Here is a 16,186-nt window from a genome sequence, read left to right on the forward strand (position 1 = left end):
TTCGCGCCGGGCGTGGCTCTCGCATGATCGCCGTGACCACCGGCCGACCGTCGACTGAGGAATTACGGGTGCTGGGGGACGACGCGGAGCTGACCGCCGCGGTGCTTGCGGCACAGGACGGGGACGAGACCGCGTTCCGTGCTGTGTACCGAACCGTGCACCCCCGGCTGCTCGGATACGTCCGCACCCTCGTCGGCGACCCGGACGCGGAGGACGTGGCCTCCGAGGCCTGGCTGCAGATCGCCCGCGATCTGGACCGGTTCAGCGGAGACGCGGACCGCTTCCGGGGCTGGGCCGCCCGGATCGCCCGCAATCGCGCCCTGGACCACATACGGATGCGCGGCCGCCGCCCCGCGATCGGCGGTGACGAGACGGAACTGACCGCCAGGCCCGCGGAGTCCGACACGGCGGGCGAGGCCATGGAGGCCCTCGCCACCGACCACACCCTCTCCCTGATCGCCCGGCTGCCGCAGGACCAGGCCGAGGCGGTCGTGCTGCGCGTGGTCGTGGGCCTCGACGCCAAGAGCGCGGCCGAGACGCTCGGCAAGCGGCCGGGCGCCGTCCGTACGGCCGCACACCGCGGTCTGAAGCGTCTCGCCGAACTGCTCGGCGAGGATCCGGAATCCAGCGGCGGCCTCGACGCGCTGCCGCCCCAGCGAGAACCGCACGGGCGTGCGGTGACGTCCGCGAGTGTGACGCATCTGCGCACGCGGACGCAGAAGGACATGTGATGGCCGACGAGCAGTACAAGTGGCTGGACCGCGAAACAGCGGAGCTTTTGCTGCGCGGTGGGTCACTGGACGCTGTCGACGCCGCCGCCCGCGACCAGGCCGAACGGCTCGCGAAAACCCTGGAGTCGCTCACCCCGGAGGCGCCGGCCCACGCCGAACTCCCCGGCGAGGCAGCCGCCCTGGCCGCGTTCCGCGCAGCACGCTCGACCGCGGGCGCCGCCGAGCAGACCAGCGCGGGCCACCGAGACGGACACCGTGACGGACATGCCTCGGCCGCTCATCCCGGCCGAATGACCGCCGTCGGCCCCCGCACCCCAGGCCGGACCACCCCCGCGGTGAGCCAGACCTCCGATGTCGATCGCCGTGCAGGTGGTCACAGCGGCCCTCCCGGGGGCGGTCATGACGCCGGGCTGATCAGTATCGGCGCCCCCGACCGTGCCGCCCGGCGGCCCCGCTGGAGCCGGCCCGCGCGGTTCGGGATGGCCGCCGCGCTGGCGCTCGGCATGGTCGGCGGGGTCGCCGCCGCGGCGACAAGCGGAATCCTGCCGACGCCGTTCGGCCGTGACAAGCCGAGTCCGGCCGTCTCGGCCGGGGTCACGCCCGACCGTCCACCGGTCTCGCCCACGCCGAGCGGAGCCCAGGTCGCGCCCACGCCCGACGACTCCACCGGCGGTACCCCAGAAGCGGGCACGCCGGGCGGCCCGCCCGACGACGACCCGACGGCCAAGTCCGGTGCCGAAGCCGGGAGTTGGTGGCGCGAGCAGGCTCCCTCGACGTGCCGGGACGCGCTCGGCGGCAAGGAACTGACCGCCCACCGCAGACAGGCCCTGGAGAACGCGGCCGGCGGCGCCACGCCCGACCGCGTCTGGAAGTACTGCAAGACCGTCCTCGGCGCCGAGGCCAACTCCCGCGACGGCAAGAACGCCAAGGGCGGCAAGGGCAACGACGGCAAGGGCAACGGCAAGGGCGACGACGGCCGGGGCAACGGCAGGGGCAACGGCAAAGGCGGCCGGGGCGAGGGCAACGGCTCCGGAGGTCAGGGCGACCAGGGCGGCCACGGCGGCGACGACGAAGGCAACCACATAGCGCCTGGCGGCGGCTCCGGCGGCAGCGGAACGGGCACGGGCGACGGCCCCCTCACGTCCGCCGCGCCCCTGGCGGCGCACACTCCGGCGCCGACCCCGACGTACACCGCCCTCTGAACCGTCAGTCGCCCCCTCTGACCTGGGCCGACGCAAGCCGGGATGTTTTCTCGGCCGCGCCAGTAACGTTTTCGGCCGTTCCGACGCAGTAGAGAGTGAGCCGACTGGTCATCGGCCGTCGCACAGAGCCGGGGTTCCCCCCGTACCCACGGCTCGTGCACCTCGGCGCGGGCGGGACACGTTCCCCCGGTCCCGCCCGCGCCCCACACATCCCCTTCGGTACGCCTCAGCGGTACACGACGACCTTGTCGCCGTTGCGCACCTGCGCGTACAGGCTCGAGATCGCCGCCTCGTCCCGGACGTTGACGCAGCCGTGCGAGCCGCCGGCGTAACCGCGGGCCGCGAAGTCGTACGAGTAGTGCACCGCCTGGCCGCCGCTGAAGAACATGGCGTACGGCATCGGGGAGTCGTACAGCGTCGACCAGTGGTCGCGGGACTTCCAGTACACGTGGAACACGCCCTCCCGGGTGGGCGTGCCGATGGCGCCGAAGCGGACGGACATCTCCGAGACCGTCCGGCCGTCGATCATCCAGCGCAGGGTGCGGGTGGTCTTGTCGATGCACAGCACACGCCCGGTCGTGCAGCGCGGATCGGGGGCGCCGGCCGGCTGCCCGCCCATCAGGTACAGCTCCCATGTGCCCGGCTCGTGGGTCATCCTCTTCAGCCGCTGCCAGGTGACGGTGTCCGTCTCACCGGTCTTCGGCAGCCCCCGCTTGCCCTGGAACCCCTTGACCGCGGCTTCGGTCAGGTCGTCGTACGACCCCGTCGGACCGTCGAAGAGCCAGTCCACCTGCCGCAGCCGCGCCTGGAGTTCGCGCACTCCCGATCCCGAGTCGCCGCGCGACCACAGCACGGCGGCGCCGGAGCCGGACGTGGCGGGGGGCGTGCTCCGCGTGTCGTGGGACCGGGCGGTCGCCGGGGTGCTGCTCGGCAGCACGATGTGCACCGGCGATCCGCCCTTGCCGTCGCCACCCTGCACGGTGCAGCCCCAGACGCTCACCAGAGCCACGAGCGCCGCGCCGACGGCGGCCTTGGTGCCCATGCCCGTAGTACGCAAATCCGACCCCCGACGTCTCACCGATGAGCCCGTGTGTCACCTGACATGCTGCCCGCGGGTGACGCCTCGCGAACGGCGGTGCATGGTTGTGACGGAGGCCGCAGAACACCTGTGAGGAAGGTCCCAGCGTGCTCCCCTGCAAGGGCCGCACGGGCACCGCTACGCTCCGCAGGAGGGTCGGTCTGTACTGGCCAGTAGCTCAGCGGGAGGCATCACACCATGGCGCGCGAGTCGGAGTCCGGACTGCCCATCGAGCCGGTCTACGGGCCTGGGAGCCTGGAGGGCTGGGACCCTGCCGAGAAGCTGGGCGAACCGGGCGAGTACCCATTCACGCGGGGCGTGTATCCCTCCATGTACACCGGCCGGCCCTGGACCATGCGCCAGTACGCAGGCTTCGGTACGGCGACCGAGTCCAACGCCCGCTACAAGCAGCTGATCGCCAACGGCACGATGGGTCTGTCGGTCGCCTTCGACCTGCCCACCCAGATGGGCCACGACTCCGACGCGCCGATCGCGCACGGCGAGGTCGGCAAGGTGGGCGTCGCCATCGACTCGGTCGACGACATGCGGGTGCTGTTCGGCGGCATCCCGCTGGACAAGGTCTCCACGTCGATGACGATCAATGCGCCGGCGTCGTTGCTGCTGCTCCTGTACCAACTGGTCGCCGAGGAACAGGGCGTGTCCGCCGACCAGTTGACCGGCACGATCCAGAACGACGTGCTGAAGGAGTACATCGCCCGCGGGACGTACATCTTCCCGCCCAAGCCCTCGCTGCGCCTGATCGCCGACATCTTCAAGTACTGCAAGGCCGAGATCCCGAAGTGGAACACCATCTCGATCTCCGGCTACCACATGGCGGAGGCCGGTGCCTCGCCCGCGCAGGAGATCGCGTTCACGCTCGCGGACGGCATCGAGTACGTGCGCACGGCGGTCGCGGCCGGCATGGACGTCGACGACTTCGCCCCGCGCCTGTCCTTCTTCTTCGTGGCGCGCACGACGATCCTCGAAGAGGTCGCCAAGTTCCGTGCCGCACGGCGCATCTGGGCCCGTGTCATGCGGGACGAGTTCGGCGCGAAGAACCCCAAGTCGCTGATGCTGCGCTTCCACACGCAGACGGCGGGCGTGCAGCTGACGGCCCAGCAGCCGGAGGTGAACCTGGTCCGGGTCGCCGTCCAGGGCCTGGCCGCGGTGCTCGGCGGCACGCAGTCCCTGCACACCAACTCCTTCGACGAGGCGATCGCCCTGCCGACCGACAAGTCGGCCCGCCTGGCGCTGCGCACCCAGCAGGTCCTCGCCTACGAGACGGACGTGACGGCGACCGTCGACCCCTTCGCCGGGTCCTACGTCATCGAGAAGATGACCGACGACGTCGAGGCCGCGGCGCTGGAACTGATGCAGAAGGTCGAGGACCTCGGCGGGGCCGTCTCCGCCATCGAGCACGGCTTCCAGAAGAGCGAGATCGAGCGCAGCGCCTACCGCATCGCCCAGGAGACGGACTCCGGCGAGCGGGTGGTGGTCGGCGTCAACCGCTTCCAGCTCGACGAGGAGGAGCCCTACGAGCCCCTGCGCGTCGACCCCGCCATCGAGGCCCAGCAGGCCGAACGCCTGGCGAAGCTGCGCGCCGAGCGCGACCAGCAGGCGGTGGACGCGGCCCTGGACGCCCTGAAGAAGGCGGCCGAGGGCGAGGACAACGTCCTCTACCCGATGAAGGACGCCCTGCGCGCCCGCGCGACGGTCGGCGAGGTCTGCAACGCGCTGCGGGAGGTCTGGGGCACCTACGTCCCCTCGGACGCCTTCTGATCAGACCCCTCCTGCGAGACTTCGGCCAGCTCGCCGGCTTCCTCTACCTCAGCGCGCTGACATGCGGTCGCCGGCGAGCGCCCAGGGGTCAGCTCAGGCCCACCCGGGTGAGGTAGGCGTCCAGTCCGGTCGCGGAGTCGCCCGCCCAGCCGACGTAACCGTCCGGCCGGATCAGGAGGAGCCCCTTGCCGTACGGCTTCGGCGTGCTCGCGTGCACGAGCCGTACCCCTTCCCCGGGGGCCGGTGCCTCGGTGTCCAGGGCGAGCAGGGTCCAGTGCGGCCCGCGGAAGGCGTCGAAGAGGCGGCCGGTGTCGCACTCCGCGTCCGGTGCGCGGTCGCCGGCGCGGACGTTGCCGGCCGGGTCCGTGCGGGTCTCCGCGGTCAGCGAGGAGTCCGGGTAGCCGAGCCCCAGCTGACGGGTCGCCCTGCCGCGACGCGCCTCGTCGCGGTGGATGGCGGTGGACAGGCCCAGGACATGGGCGGCGATGGGGCGCCGTTCCTCCTCGTAGGTGTCCAGGAGATCCGCGGCCGCGCCGTCCCGCAGCACCGCGCCCAGCTTCCAGCCCAGGTTGTAGGCGTCCTGGACGCTGGTGTTGAGGCCCTGTCCGCCGGCGGGGGAGTGGACGTGTGCCGCGTCCCCGGCGAGGAAGACCCGCCCGGCGCGGAAGCGGTCCGCGAGGGCCGCGCAGGGGCGGAACTCGGAGGACCAGGACAGGGTGGTGATGTCCGCCGGCGCGATGTGCGTGCGCTCGGCGGCCACCCTGCGCACGCCCTCCAGGCCGGTGTCCACCTCCGTGCCGTCCGGGAACTGCGCGACCAGCTGGAACTCGTCCGTCCCGGCGAGCGGGCAGATCGCCAGGTAGCCCGCATCCTCGCCCCGGGGCGGGAAGATGTGCCAGTACTCGCGGCCGAGTCCGGTGATCCGTACGTCCGCCACCAGCACCGGGTTGGGGTCGACCGTCTCCCCGGCCATGCCGATCCCCACCGCCCGCCGTACCGCCGAACGTCCTCCGTCGGCGGCCACCAGGTAGCGGGCGCGCACCGTGGAGCCGCTCGCGAAGCGCGCCGTCACTCCGTCCGCGTCCTGCTCCAGGCCCACCAGCTCGTGCCCGAAGGCCACCTTTCCGCCGAGCTCGGTCAGGCGCGCGTACAGGACCTCCTGCGTGCGCCACTGCGGCACCATCAGCGGCAGCAGGTACGGCGAGTCCTCGTCGGTGTCCTCGTCCGGGTCCATCATCCGGTGCTCGCCCTGCGGCTCGCCGTCCTGCCAGATCATCCCGACCGGATAGGGGCCGCCGGCCGCCCGCATCGCGTCGATCACCCCGAGGTCGTCGAAGACCTCCTGAGTCCGCGGCTGCAGGCCCTTGCCCCGCGAGCCGGGCGCCAGTCCCTCGCCCCGCTCCACCACCAGCGCGTCCACCCCGCGCCGCGCGAGGTCGATACCGAGCGTGAGGCCGGTGGGTCCGGCGCCCACGACCAGTACGTCCGTGTTCATGATCCACTCCTCCACGGTCACACTCTCCTTAACGTCGTTAAGTTCCGTCGGTCATGAGGGTGCCCTTAACGCTGTTAAGCTGTCAAGCGTGAGTACGGAGAAGCGCGCGCCCCTCGACCGCAAGCGGGTCGCGGACACCGCCCTGAGGCTGCTGAACGAGGGCGGTCTGGAGGGCCTGACCCTGCGGGCCATCGCCAGGGAGCTGGACGTCAAGGCGCCCGCGCTGTACTGGCACTTCAAGGACAAGCAGGCCTTGCTGGACGAGATGGCGACGGAGATGTACCGCCGCATGGTCGCCAGGACCGACCTCGACCCGGACGACACCTGGCAGGAGCGCATGCTGAAGGCCAACCGGGGTCTGCGCGCCGCCCTGCTCGGCTACCGCGACGGCGCCAAGGTCTACAGCGGCTCACGCTTCACCGGCGCCGAGCACGGCCGGGAGATGGAGGAGAACCTGCGCCTGTTCACCGCGGCCGGCTTCACCCTCGCCGAGGCCGTCCGGGCGAGCGCGACCGCCTACGCGTACACCATCGGTTTCGTCACCGAGGAGCAGGGCGTCCAACCCACGCCGGGTGAGCGCAGGGAGGGCTACGACGTGGCGGAACGGGCCCGGCTGCTGGCCGAGTTCCCGCTGTCGGCGTCCGTGGGCGCGGAGATCTTCGAGGACTACGACCGGCACTTCGAGGAGGGCCTGGCGCTGATCGTCGCGGGGATCGAGGCCCGTTACAAGCCGAAGGGGTGAGGCCCCGACGCGAACGTCAGGACCTCACCCCACGAGGATCACCCTCAGTCGGACTTCAGCAGCCGCGCCGAGCGGTTGGCGAGGTCGATCCGGATCGACTCCTTGCGGGCGAGCTGCCGTATCGCCTTGCCGCGCGCCCCGAGGCCGCCGGCCACGCGGTAGATCTCCGACCAGACCCGCATCCGGTCGCCGCCCGCGATCGCGGCGGCGGACAGCAACCGGCACGCCTCGTCGACGTCGCCGCGCCCGGAACGGATCTCGGCCATGCCGATCAGCACGTCCACGGGCTGCCGGCGGCGCAGGATCTCGGTGCCGACCCGCAGCGCGTCGTCGTGCTTGCCCGCGGTGAAGTGCCGGGTGAAGTCCTCGGCGAGGTACTTGCCGTGCCGGGAGAGCACCGCGGAGAAGGGGCCCTCGCCGTAGGCGGTGTCGCCGTCCGGCTCCTCGGAGGCCGCGGCGGGCGCTACGTCCTCGGGGCCGGCCAGGCCCAGCGCCGTCGTCATCCGGGCGGTGAAGGCGGAGATGTCGAACAGCGCCTCGACGTCCTGGTACTCCTCCTCCGAGACCTCCTCGTCGAGGACGTGCCGCAGCGCGTCCAGCGCCGCCTCCGGCGTGTACTCGGCGAAGGAGCGGTAGCCGGGCACGCCCTCCAGTACCTCGCGCGAGCCCACCCGGTGGTAGGTGACGGTCCGCAGCCGCTGCTGCACCGCCTCGACCACCGACAGCGGCATCGGGTCGTCCACGCTGGAGAGGAAGAAGACGTCGGAGGCGGCGAGTTCCTCGCGCACCCGGTCCCGGGAGAGCGCTCCCATCCACTCGACGCGGTCCGACAGCAGCGTCGAGGGACCGATCCGCCAGGTCTTGTGGCCGATCCAGGCGAACCGCCACGGCAGCCCCTGCGCGTACGCCAGTTCCGCGACCCGCGAGAACAGGTCCAGCCCCTTGCGGTCCTGCATCGAGCCGACCATCACGATCCGCGGCCGCTCACCCGGCGTCTGCCGGGCCCGGGCGCGGTGGGTGTCGAGCGGCACGGTGTTGTAGACGACGACCGGATCGCTCACGCCGATCTGCCGGAACATGTCGGCCTGCGCCGTGGACACGCACAGCACCTTGATCTTCGGCAGCACCTTGAGCATCTCGGCGTGCCGCAGCGCGTGCTGCTCGCCCTCGAAGTTCATGACGTACTCGGTCTCGTGCGCGTACAGCACCACGGACTTGCCCAGCGCGACCAGCGCCTCGGTCAGTTCGTTGGCGAGCGCCGAACGCCAGAACGGGGCAAGGCTGTTGATCAGGACGACCTCGGTGCCCTCCAGGTCGGCCAGCACGTCCTCGGTGCGCGAGTACACCCCGAGGTCGAAGTAGCGGATGTCGACCGGGGACTGCGCGAGCAGGGCCTGGGTGTAGGTGAGCACGGGGATCGCCACACCGGTGACGTAGGAGAAGCCGAGACCCAGGATCGCCAGCGAGCGCGGCCGGTTCATCCGGCCCTCGACCGCCCGCAGGGCGCGGTCGGCGCGCGAGAGGTGGCCCCGCGGCCCGTCCTCGGGGGCGGACCAGCGGGGCGCCGGCCGCTCGAGGGGGATCTCGGCCTGCTCGATGCGGCGCAGCACACGGGCCGGGACGTCGTCGTGGAAGGTGATGAAGTGCTCGACCGGCTCGCCGTGCGCGTTGGCCGTGAACTTGCCCGAGCGCTGCAGGTCGGCGGCGACGTCGACGAGTTCGCCGACCGTGCCGACGTTGCGCAGCAGCGGGTGGTTGATCGTCGGGAAGACGATGTTCAGCGCGGGCGGGCTGAACAGGATCAGCGGGGTGCCCGCGCGCAGGGTCTGCAGATAGGTGGTGGAGAAGAAGGTGATGGCGAGGTCGTAGCCGTCGAGGGCCTCGGCCTCCAGCAGCGCGCTCTCGTCCAGCACGGTCACGTCGGGCAGGGTCCGCAGCCATTCGAGGTGGCCGCGCAGGGTGGAGGGGTGCGGCTTGATCTCCACCTCGCCGAAGGCGGTGAGCGCTTCGCACAGCTCCGTCAGTTGCTCGCGGTGGTCGTTGCGGGAGAGCTTGCGCTGGTCGCTGAGCGGCTGGTCGAGGACGACCATGCGCAGCGGCTCCCCCGGGCGCTTCGCGTGCCGGTGCGTCGTGGAGCGGGCCGCGCGCAGCAGCAGCGGGTCGTCGCTGTGGCCGAGCGCGCCGGTGATGTGGACCGGCGCGTCGGCGTCCGCGGAGCGGAACAACAGGTGGTGCGCGGTCGCCGGGCCCCAGACGCAGACGGCGGCGGGGGAGGAGGAGCCGTAGTACCAGTTCTGGTCGCGCAGGCCCGCGTCGGTCCTCTTGAAGTGGAAGTCGAGGTGTCCGTCCTGGACGAGGACCAGCGGCAGGGTCCGGCCGAGTTCCCCGGCGACCCGGCGGCCGCGCTGCGACTGGTCGTTGAAGAACACCAGCCGGTCGATGTGCTCCTGCTCGGTGAACGCGCGGATCCGGCGGCCCACCTCTTCGAGGAACTCGGCGGCGCTGAGCGGCTCGTCGACCTGGAAGAGGTTGTGCACCTTGAGGTCGTCGAAACGGGCCGCGGCCTCCTGCTCGATCCAGCCCGCCACATCGCCGTCCCGGTCGGCGGTGACCAGGTGGAACGAGTGGGCGTGGGCTCCGGGGGCCTTCATGATCTCCGCCGCGAGACCGACACCGTTGCGGTTCTCGACGAAGACTGCGATGCGCATAACCTTCATAAGAGGGCATGAAATACGAACGGGTTCCCTCCGTAATCGAACTTCGGGGGAACCATCGGTGAACAGCTGGGGATGCGGGCCTATGGGGTTCCTATGCGGGAGACCAAAAGGGGCCAAAAAAGTAGGAAGCTCCTTGCGGTCGCGCGGTGTCGCCACCGTGCGACCGCAAGGAGCTTCGTGGGCCGGGCCGACTCAGCGCTTGACGGCCTTCTTCAACGCCCGTGCGCGCCGCACCACTCGGCGCGCGGTGGAGTTGTGCGGCAGGAAGGCGAGCCGTTCCGGGATGCCGCCCGGCAGGCCCAGCGAGGTCAGCCGGCGGCGCCTGAAGTACCGCTTGGTGCGCGCCGCGAGGTTCTTCGAGAGATAGCGTTCCGCGTCCCGGCGCAGCGACGGGTAGATCTGCGGCTGCATGGCGAACCCGACCGCCTTGACCAGGCCGTCCAGGGTCTGCGCGGGGATCGTTTCCTCGCCCTTGCGGCCCTCCAGGTCCGGGATCAGCGCGTCCGCCAGCACCGCCGGGACCCGGTTGCTGTTCTGGTACGGCGTCAGCCGCTCCAGGAGCGGCTCGGTGCCGATGCGGGCGACCGGGAGGTCGTAGAACGCCGACGCCGTGAACAGCGCGGTGGAGAAGCAGCCGACGACCAGTGCGGGCGGCGACTTCTCGAACAGCACCTCGGCGAGGACGGGCATGTCGAGCACGGTCAGCTCGACGCCCAGCTTCTCGGCCTCCGCCTCCAGGGCGCGGCTGTAGCGGGCCGGTGCGGTGGGGTGCGGCTTGAACACGATCGCGCGGTGACCGCGCTCGACGGCCCCGCGCATCATCCGTACGTGCAGCTTCTCCTCGTCCTCGGGGGAGAGGATGTCCAGCGCGGACAGGTACTGGCCGAGCAGCAGCGCCGCGTTGTCCGGCAGTGCGGGCAACTCCGGTACGGCGGCGGTCAGTTCGCCCATGACCTTGCGGAAGGCCTCGGTCGGCAGGAGCTGCGCGGGGACGTCGAACTCGGTGAGCAGCAGCGGCTTCAGACCCGGCACCAGGTCGAGGTGGAGCAGTCGGCGCACCCGGGTGCCGACCAGCGGGTCGAGCTTGTTGCGGGTGGGGCCGTAGCTCATCAGGCCGTCGGCGTAGACGTGGATGGGGGCGTCCGTGAACAGCTGGGCCACGGACAGCGCCGGGGCGACCTGGATGGACTCCAGGACCAGCTCCACCCGGTCCTCGCCCAGCTCCCACAGCATGCGCAGATAGCGCTCGAAGAGCGGGACGTCGTCCGGACGCGGCGTCCAGGCACCGGGATGGAAGGGGCGGATCGCCTCGTTCCAGGACAGTATGCCGTCGAAGTGGTGGCGCAGCGGCTCGAAGCCCGGCATCTCGTCGACCGGCAACGTCACTTCCGGCGTCGTGGAGTTGTTGAACACCAGCAGCAGCCGCCGGGCCTCCTCCTCCCCGTCCCGCTCCGGGAAGCAGCCCGAGTCCAGCGCCGCGGCCAGGGTGGCGGCGCCGTACAGCGTCGAGACGCAGAAGATACGAGTGGTACGGGGCATCAGGCGGCCGCCTTCGCAGTGGTGACCCGGCGGCGCAGCCGCCGCAGCTTGGTGGAGCGGTGGAAGTCCATGGTCTCCAGGACGTCACCGAGCATGTCCTGCGGCATCCGCTTGATCGCCGCCGCGCTCATCGCCCGCAGCTGCCGGTGCACCGACGGCTCCCACTTCTCCTCGTCGGAGAGATGGTGGGCGATGATCGCGCAGTAGGTGCGCACGGCCTTCGGCAGCAGCTGGTCGGCGTCCGGGTCCTGCGCCGTCTCCTCTATCACCTGGTCGAAGGCGCGGATGAAGTCGAGCTGGCGGGCGTCGCCGATCTGGGTCAGCGAGGAGGCGACCCCACGGCGGTAGAACACACCGAGCAGGCTCACCACGGCGAACGACTCCGCCTCGCGGTGCAGCTTCCAGATCCACGGCCGGTCCTCGGCCGTGCGCAGCCCGTCGGTGAAGTGCAGCAGGCCCTTGTCGAGCAGTCGGCGGTGATAGGCGCCGGCCCAGGCGAAGGCGTAGTCCACGGAGGTCGAGCGGTCGGCGGGCAGGATCGCCGCACGCGGGTCGAACACCTCCCAGCGCCGCCCGATCGGCACCCTTTGCACCGTGCGCGCGCGGGCGGTCGCCTGCACATGGTCGGTGCGTACGAAGTCGCAGCCCAGCCCCTCGATGGCCGCCACCAGTTCGGCGAAGTAGCCGGGGGCCAGCCAGTCGTCGCCGTCCAGGAAGGTGAGGTACTCGCCCTGCGCCGCGTCCAGGCCGGTGTTGCGGGCGGTGGCGAGTCCCCCGTTCTTCTCATGGCGGATATAACGCACCTGCGCGACATCGGAAAGCTCGTCGGCCGCGCGTTCGAGAATCGCCGGAGTCTCGTCCTTCGAATGGTCGTCGACCAGTACGAACTCGAAATCCTTGCGGGCGTTCAGTCGAAGGCTTCTGAGGGTGTCCGGGGCGTATTGCTGCACGTTGTAGAACGGCACGATCACGGAAAGCTTTGGCACAGCTGAGAGCCTAGGAGGCCGCCCAGCTGGGTACTTTTCCGATGTCCGTACAGAGGGTGAACTCCATGTGTCGGATCGGTGCATCCCCTGTGCTTCCGGCGATTCAGCGGGCCAGTTCGGCTCTCGGCGGGCTGCTGTTAACTTTTTGGACAAGTGCGGTTGGGCCGCACCTAGGAATTGCTTCCTAGCGTCGTGGACGTGCCACCAAGTTCAACGAAGCCCACGCGAATCGCCGTGCTCGCGGACTCCGACACCCGCTGGAAATGGGGTGCGTTGACCGCTGCTCGGATCGCTCCGGGCACGTCCATGGAAACCGCACCCGACGAGGACGCGCAAGTCGGTCTCGAGCTGAGCGGATTCCTGCTGCGTGGCCGTGCCACGCCGACCGCGCGCCAGCTGGCCGAGGTGGGCGTGCGAGCCGACTCCCTGCAGGAGGTCACCGCCGTCGAGTTCCTGCGCGCCATGGGCGAGCAGGAGTACGACGTCGTCGTGCTCGCGCTCGTCGGCGGCGGCGTGCAGGCGATGCTGCACGGCCTCAAGCGCGTGTGGGAGGGACGGAGCTCGCGACCCGTGGTGGTCACCGGCTATGTCGGCGTCGTCTACGAGAAGCTCGCCGACGGCCTGCTGCTGCGGCACGGCGCCGACCTCGTCCTCGCCAACTCCCGCCAGGACGCCGAGCGTTTCCGGGCGGTGTACGAGGGGGTGGGCGCCGACGCCTCGTCGGTGACCGAGGTGGCACTGCCCTTCCTCGGCGGAGCGCCCTACGAAGGCGAACACGACCCGTACACCGTGGTGTTCGCCGTCCAGCCGTCCGTCCCGGACAACCGCAGGGACCGGGTGTACCTGCTCGACCGGCTGATCCGGCACGCCCGGCTGCACCCCGACCGCGAGGTGCTGCTCAAACTGCGCTCCCGGCCGGGTGAACACACCACCCACATCGAGGAGTTGCCCTACCAGAAGCTGGTCCAGCGGCTCGATCCGCCGGCCAACTTCCGCCTGGTGTACGGGAACATGGGCGAGGTCCTCGACCGCACCGACCTGCTGGTCACGATCAGCTCGACGGCCGCGCTGGAGTCCCTGCACCGGCGCATCCCGACGGTGATCCTGTCCGACCTGGGCGTGCGCGAGGTGCTGGGCAACCACCACTTCGTCGGCTCCGGCTGTCTCGCCTCCTGGGACCAGCTGGACGCCGGGCACCGTCCGGTGCCGGACGAGGAGTGGGTGGCCCGGCAGGGTGTCGTGGCGGACGGCTCGTACGCGACCGCCTTCGACGCGGCGCGTGAGCGCATCGCCAAACTCCTCGGCCGGCCGGGCGGGCTGGCGCCGCTGACCCCCTACTACACGCCCGCGACGGCACCCGGCTATCTGCCCGGCATCCTCGCCCGCCACCACCTGGGTCCGGACGGCAGTCCGCTGCCGGGGGCTCCCGTCGCGGACAAGGAGCCGGGGCCTGTCCGGCAGATCGTGCGGCGGGCCGCCCGTGGTGCGTACCGGCACGGGGTGCAGCGGGTGGCGCCCGTCATTCGGCGGATGGGGGAGTTGTGAGCGCCGCGTCCCTGGAGGGCGGCTTCGCCGCCCGTGAAACCTCAGCGAACCCCGCACAAGGAGTGCAACCCATGTCCGACTCGCCGGTCCGTGCCGGGGCCTCTGTGCGCCGTGTGCTCGCCGTCATTCCCGCGCGCGGTGGCTCCAAGGGCGTGCCCGCGAAGAACCTCGCCCCCGTCGGCGGGGTGCCGCTGGTGGCGCGGGCGGTGCGCGAGTGCCTCGCGGCCCGTCTCGTGACCGATGTCGTGGTCTCCACCGACGACCAGGCCATCGCTGCCGCCGCCCGCGAGGCCGGCGCCGAGGTCGTGCTGCGCCCGGCCGCCATCGCCGGCGACACCGCGACCTCCGAGGCCGCCGTCCTGCACGCCATGGACGCCCACGAGGCGCTGCACGGCGCGGCCGTCGACGTGGTGGTGTTCGTGCAGTGCACCAGCCCGTTCATCATCCGCGAGGACATCGACGGGGTGGCGTCCGCGGTCGTGGAGAACGGCGCCGACACCGCCGTGACCGTCGCCCCCTTCCACGGGTTCATCTGGCGCGACGCCGAGGACGAGGTCGCCGCCGGCACCGTCTCCGAGGCCGACGCGGCCACCGGCGGCGGCTACGGCGTCAACCACGACAAGTCCTTCCGCCCGCGCCGCCAGGACCGCCCCCAGGACCTCCTGGAGACCGGCGCCGCCTACGCGATGGACGCCCCCGGCTTCCGCAAGCACCAGCACCGCTTCTTCGGCCGTACGGAACTCGTCCGTACCGACCCCGCGCGCGTGCTGGAGATCGACGACCCGCACGACCTCGCCCGGGCCCGCGCCCTGGCGCCCCTCTTCGACGCGGACCGCCCCGGTTCGCTGCCGACCGCCGACGACATCGACGCGGTCGTACTGGACTTCGACGGCACCCAGACCGACGACCGGGTGCTGATCGACGCCGATGGAAAGGAGTTCGTCTCCGTGCACCGCGGGGACGGGCTCGGCATCGCGGCCCTCCGCAAGAGCGGTCGCCTGAAGATGCTGATCCTCTCCACGGAGCAGAACCCGGTCGTCGCCGCGCGCGCACGGAAGCTGCAGATTCCCGTGCTGCACGGCATCGACCGGAAGGACCTCGCACTGAAGCAGTGGTGCGAGGAGCAGGGCATCGCGCCCGAGCGCGTGCTCTACGTCGGCAACGACGTCAACGACCTCCCGTGCTTCGCCCTCGTGGGCTGGCCCGTGGCGGTCGCGAGCGCCCACGACGTGGTACGCGGCGCCGCCCGTGCGGTCACCACCGTCCCCGGTGGCGACGGCGCGATCCGAGAGATCGCCAGCTGGATCCTCGGCCCCTCTCTCGACTCCCTCGACAAGTAAGGACAGTTCACGCCCATGAGCACCAACACCCGCATCCGCACGTTCGGTTACCGTGAGGCCGGCCCGGGTCGCCCCGTCTACATCTGCGGCGAGATCGGCATCAACCACAACGGCGAGCTGGAGAACGCGTTCAAGCTCATCGACGTGGCCGCCGAGGCCGGCTGTGACGCCGTGAAGTTCCAGAAGCGCACGCCCGAGATCTGCACCCCGCGCGACCAGTGGGACATCGAGCGCGACACCCCCTGGGGCCGGATGACGTACATCGACTACCGCCACCGTGTGGAGTTCGGCGAGGACGAGTACCGCCAGATCGACGAGTACTGCAAGGAGAAGGGGATCGACTGGTTCGCCTCCCCGTGGGACACCGAGGCCGTCGCCTTCCTGGAGAAGTTCGACGTCCCCGCCCACAAGGTGGCCTCCGCCTCCCTCACCGACGACGAGCTGCTGCGCGCCCTGCGCGCGACCGGCCGCACGATCATCCTGTCCTCCGGCATGTCGACCCCGAAGCAGATCCGTCACGCGGTCGAGGTCCTCGGCAGCGACAACATCCTGCTCTGCCACGCCACGTCGACGTACCCGGCGAAGGCCGAGGAGCTCAACCTGCGCGTGATCAACACCCTGCAGGACGAGTACCCGAACGTCCCGATCGGCTACTCCGGCCACGAGACGGGCCTGCAGACCACGCTGGCCGCCGTCGCCCTCGGCGCCACCTTCATCGAGCGCCACATCACCCTCGACCGCGCGATGTGGGGCTCCGACCAGGCCGCCTCCGTCGAGCCGCAGGGCCTGCAGCGCCTCGTCCGCGACATCCGCACCATCGAGGCCTCCCTCGGTGACGGTGTCAAGAAGGTCTACGACTCCGAGCTCGGCCCGATGAAGAAGCTGCGCCGCGTCGCGGGCGTCGTCGCCGAGGCGGAGATCGCGGCGGCGGCCGGCGAGCCGGTTTCCGTCTGAGTCCGAACGCACCGAGTCCGAACGCACCGGGCCGGGACGCGACCACCGCGGTCGCTTCCGGCCCGGGCGCTCGGACTC

Annotated in this window: 12 protein-coding genes; 7 read left to right on the top strand and 5 right to left on the bottom strand. The window is 71.1% G+C overall.

Going from position 1 to position 16,186, the window contains the following annotated elements:
- Positions 1-68: 68 nt before the first annotated feature.
- Both ABZZ74_RS08215 and ABZZ74_RS08220 read left to right on the top strand, forming a co-directional pair.
- Positions 69-731 carry an RNA polymerase sigma factor gene (locus tag ABZZ74_RS08215; RefSeq protein WP_356762472.1) on the top strand — a complete coding sequence of 221 codons (663 nt, stop codon included), beginning with the start codon at positions 69-71 and terminating at the stop codon, positions 729-731.
- Positions 731-1,933, top strand: coding sequence for a hypothetical protein (locus ABZZ74_RS08220; RefSeq protein ID WP_356762473.1), 1,203 nt, complete (start codon positions 731-733; stop codon positions 1,931-1,933). The genes ABZZ74_RS08215 and ABZZ74_RS08220 overlap by 1 nt, the downstream gene beginning before the upstream one ends.
- A gap of 226 nt (positions 1,934-2,159) precedes the next feature.
- Here the strand turns inward: ABZZ74_RS08220 and ABZZ74_RS08225 are convergent, their stop codons facing one another.
- Positions 2,160-2,975 carry a L,D-transpeptidase family protein gene (locus ABZZ74_RS08225; protein WP_356762474.1) on the bottom strand — a complete coding sequence of 272 codons (816 nt, stop codon included), beginning with the start codon at positions 2,973-2,975 and terminating at the stop codon, positions 2,160-2,162.
- 234 nt (positions 2,976-3,209) lie between these two features.
- Between ABZZ74_RS08225 and ABZZ74_RS08230 the strand changes: the two genes are divergently transcribed.
- On the top strand, positions 3,210-4,790 hold the full coding sequence (locus ABZZ74_RS08230; protein WP_356762475.1) for a methylmalonyl-CoA mutase family protein: 1,581 nt from the start codon (positions 3,210-3,212) through the stop codon (positions 4,788-4,790).
- Between the two features lie 88 nt (positions 4,791-4,878).
- Here ABZZ74_RS08230 and ABZZ74_RS08235 read toward each other — a convergent pair whose 3' ends face one another.
- Entirely contained in the window at positions 4,879-6,285 is a 1,407-nt protein-coding gene (locus tag ABZZ74_RS08235; protein ID WP_356762476.1) for an FAD-dependent oxidoreductase, read from the bottom strand.
- A gap of 88 nt (positions 6,286-6,373) precedes the next feature.
- Here ABZZ74_RS08235 and ABZZ74_RS08240 point away from each other — a divergent pair, with 88 nt between their 5' ends.
- Positions 6,374-7,027: a TetR/AcrR family transcriptional regulator gene (locus ABZZ74_RS08240; protein WP_356762477.1), complete on the top strand. Its 654-nt coding sequence runs from the start codon at positions 6,374-6,376 to the stop codon at positions 7,025-7,027.
- A gap of 44 nt (positions 7,028-7,071) precedes the next feature.
- Here ABZZ74_RS08240 and ABZZ74_RS08245 read toward each other — a convergent pair whose 3' ends face one another.
- From ABZZ74_RS08245 to ABZZ74_RS08255, 3 genes are all read right to left on the bottom strand, one after another.
- A complete protein-coding gene (locus ABZZ74_RS08245) occupies positions 7,072-9,735 on the bottom strand; it encodes a glycosyltransferase family 4 protein (RefSeq protein WP_356762478.1) in 2,664 nt (887 codons plus the stop codon).
- Between the two features lie 201 nt (positions 9,736-9,936).
- Positions 9,937-11,283, bottom strand: a complete 1,347-nt coding sequence (locus ABZZ74_RS08250; protein ID WP_356762479.1) for an alpha-2,8-polysialyltransferase family protein — start codon at positions 11,281-11,283, stop codon at positions 9,937-9,939.
- Entirely contained in the window at positions 11,283-12,269 is a 987-nt protein-coding gene (locus ABZZ74_RS08255; RefSeq protein WP_133043111.1) for a glycosyltransferase family 2 protein, read from the bottom strand. The genes ABZZ74_RS08250 and ABZZ74_RS08255 overlap by 1 nt, the downstream gene beginning before the upstream one ends.
- Before the next feature lie 198 nt (positions 12,270-12,467).
- On the opposite strand from ABZZ74_RS08255, the gene ABZZ74_RS08260 reads away from it, so the two are divergent.
- From ABZZ74_RS08260 to ABZZ74_RS08270, 3 genes are all read left to right on the top strand, one after another.
- The gene (locus tag ABZZ74_RS08260; RefSeq protein ID WP_356762480.1) at positions 12,468-13,814 is read left to right on the top strand and encodes a DUF6716 putative glycosyltransferase; all 1,347 of its coding nucleotides are present in this window, start codon (positions 12,468-12,470) and stop codon (positions 13,812-13,814) included.
- Between the two features lie 71 nt (positions 13,815-13,885).
- Positions 13,886-15,154 carry an acylneuraminate cytidylyltransferase gene (locus ABZZ74_RS08265; RefSeq protein WP_356762481.1) on the top strand — a complete coding sequence of 423 codons (1,269 nt, stop codon included), beginning with the start codon at positions 13,886-13,888 and terminating at the stop codon, positions 15,152-15,154.
- A 15-nt stretch (positions 15,155-15,169) separates the two neighbouring features.
- The gene (locus tag ABZZ74_RS08270; protein WP_356762482.1) at positions 15,170-16,108 is read left to right on the top strand and encodes an N-acetylneuraminate synthase family protein; all 939 of its coding nucleotides are present in this window, start codon (positions 15,170-15,172) and stop codon (positions 16,106-16,108) included.
- The last annotated feature ends 78 nt before the right edge of the window (positions 16,109-16,186 follow it).

Source organism: Streptomyces sp. NPDC006476, from assembly GCF_040612015.1.
GTDB classification, from domain to species: Bacteria; Actinomycetota; Actinomycetes; order Streptomycetales; family Streptomycetaceae; genus Streptomyces; species Streptomyces griseorubiginosus_B.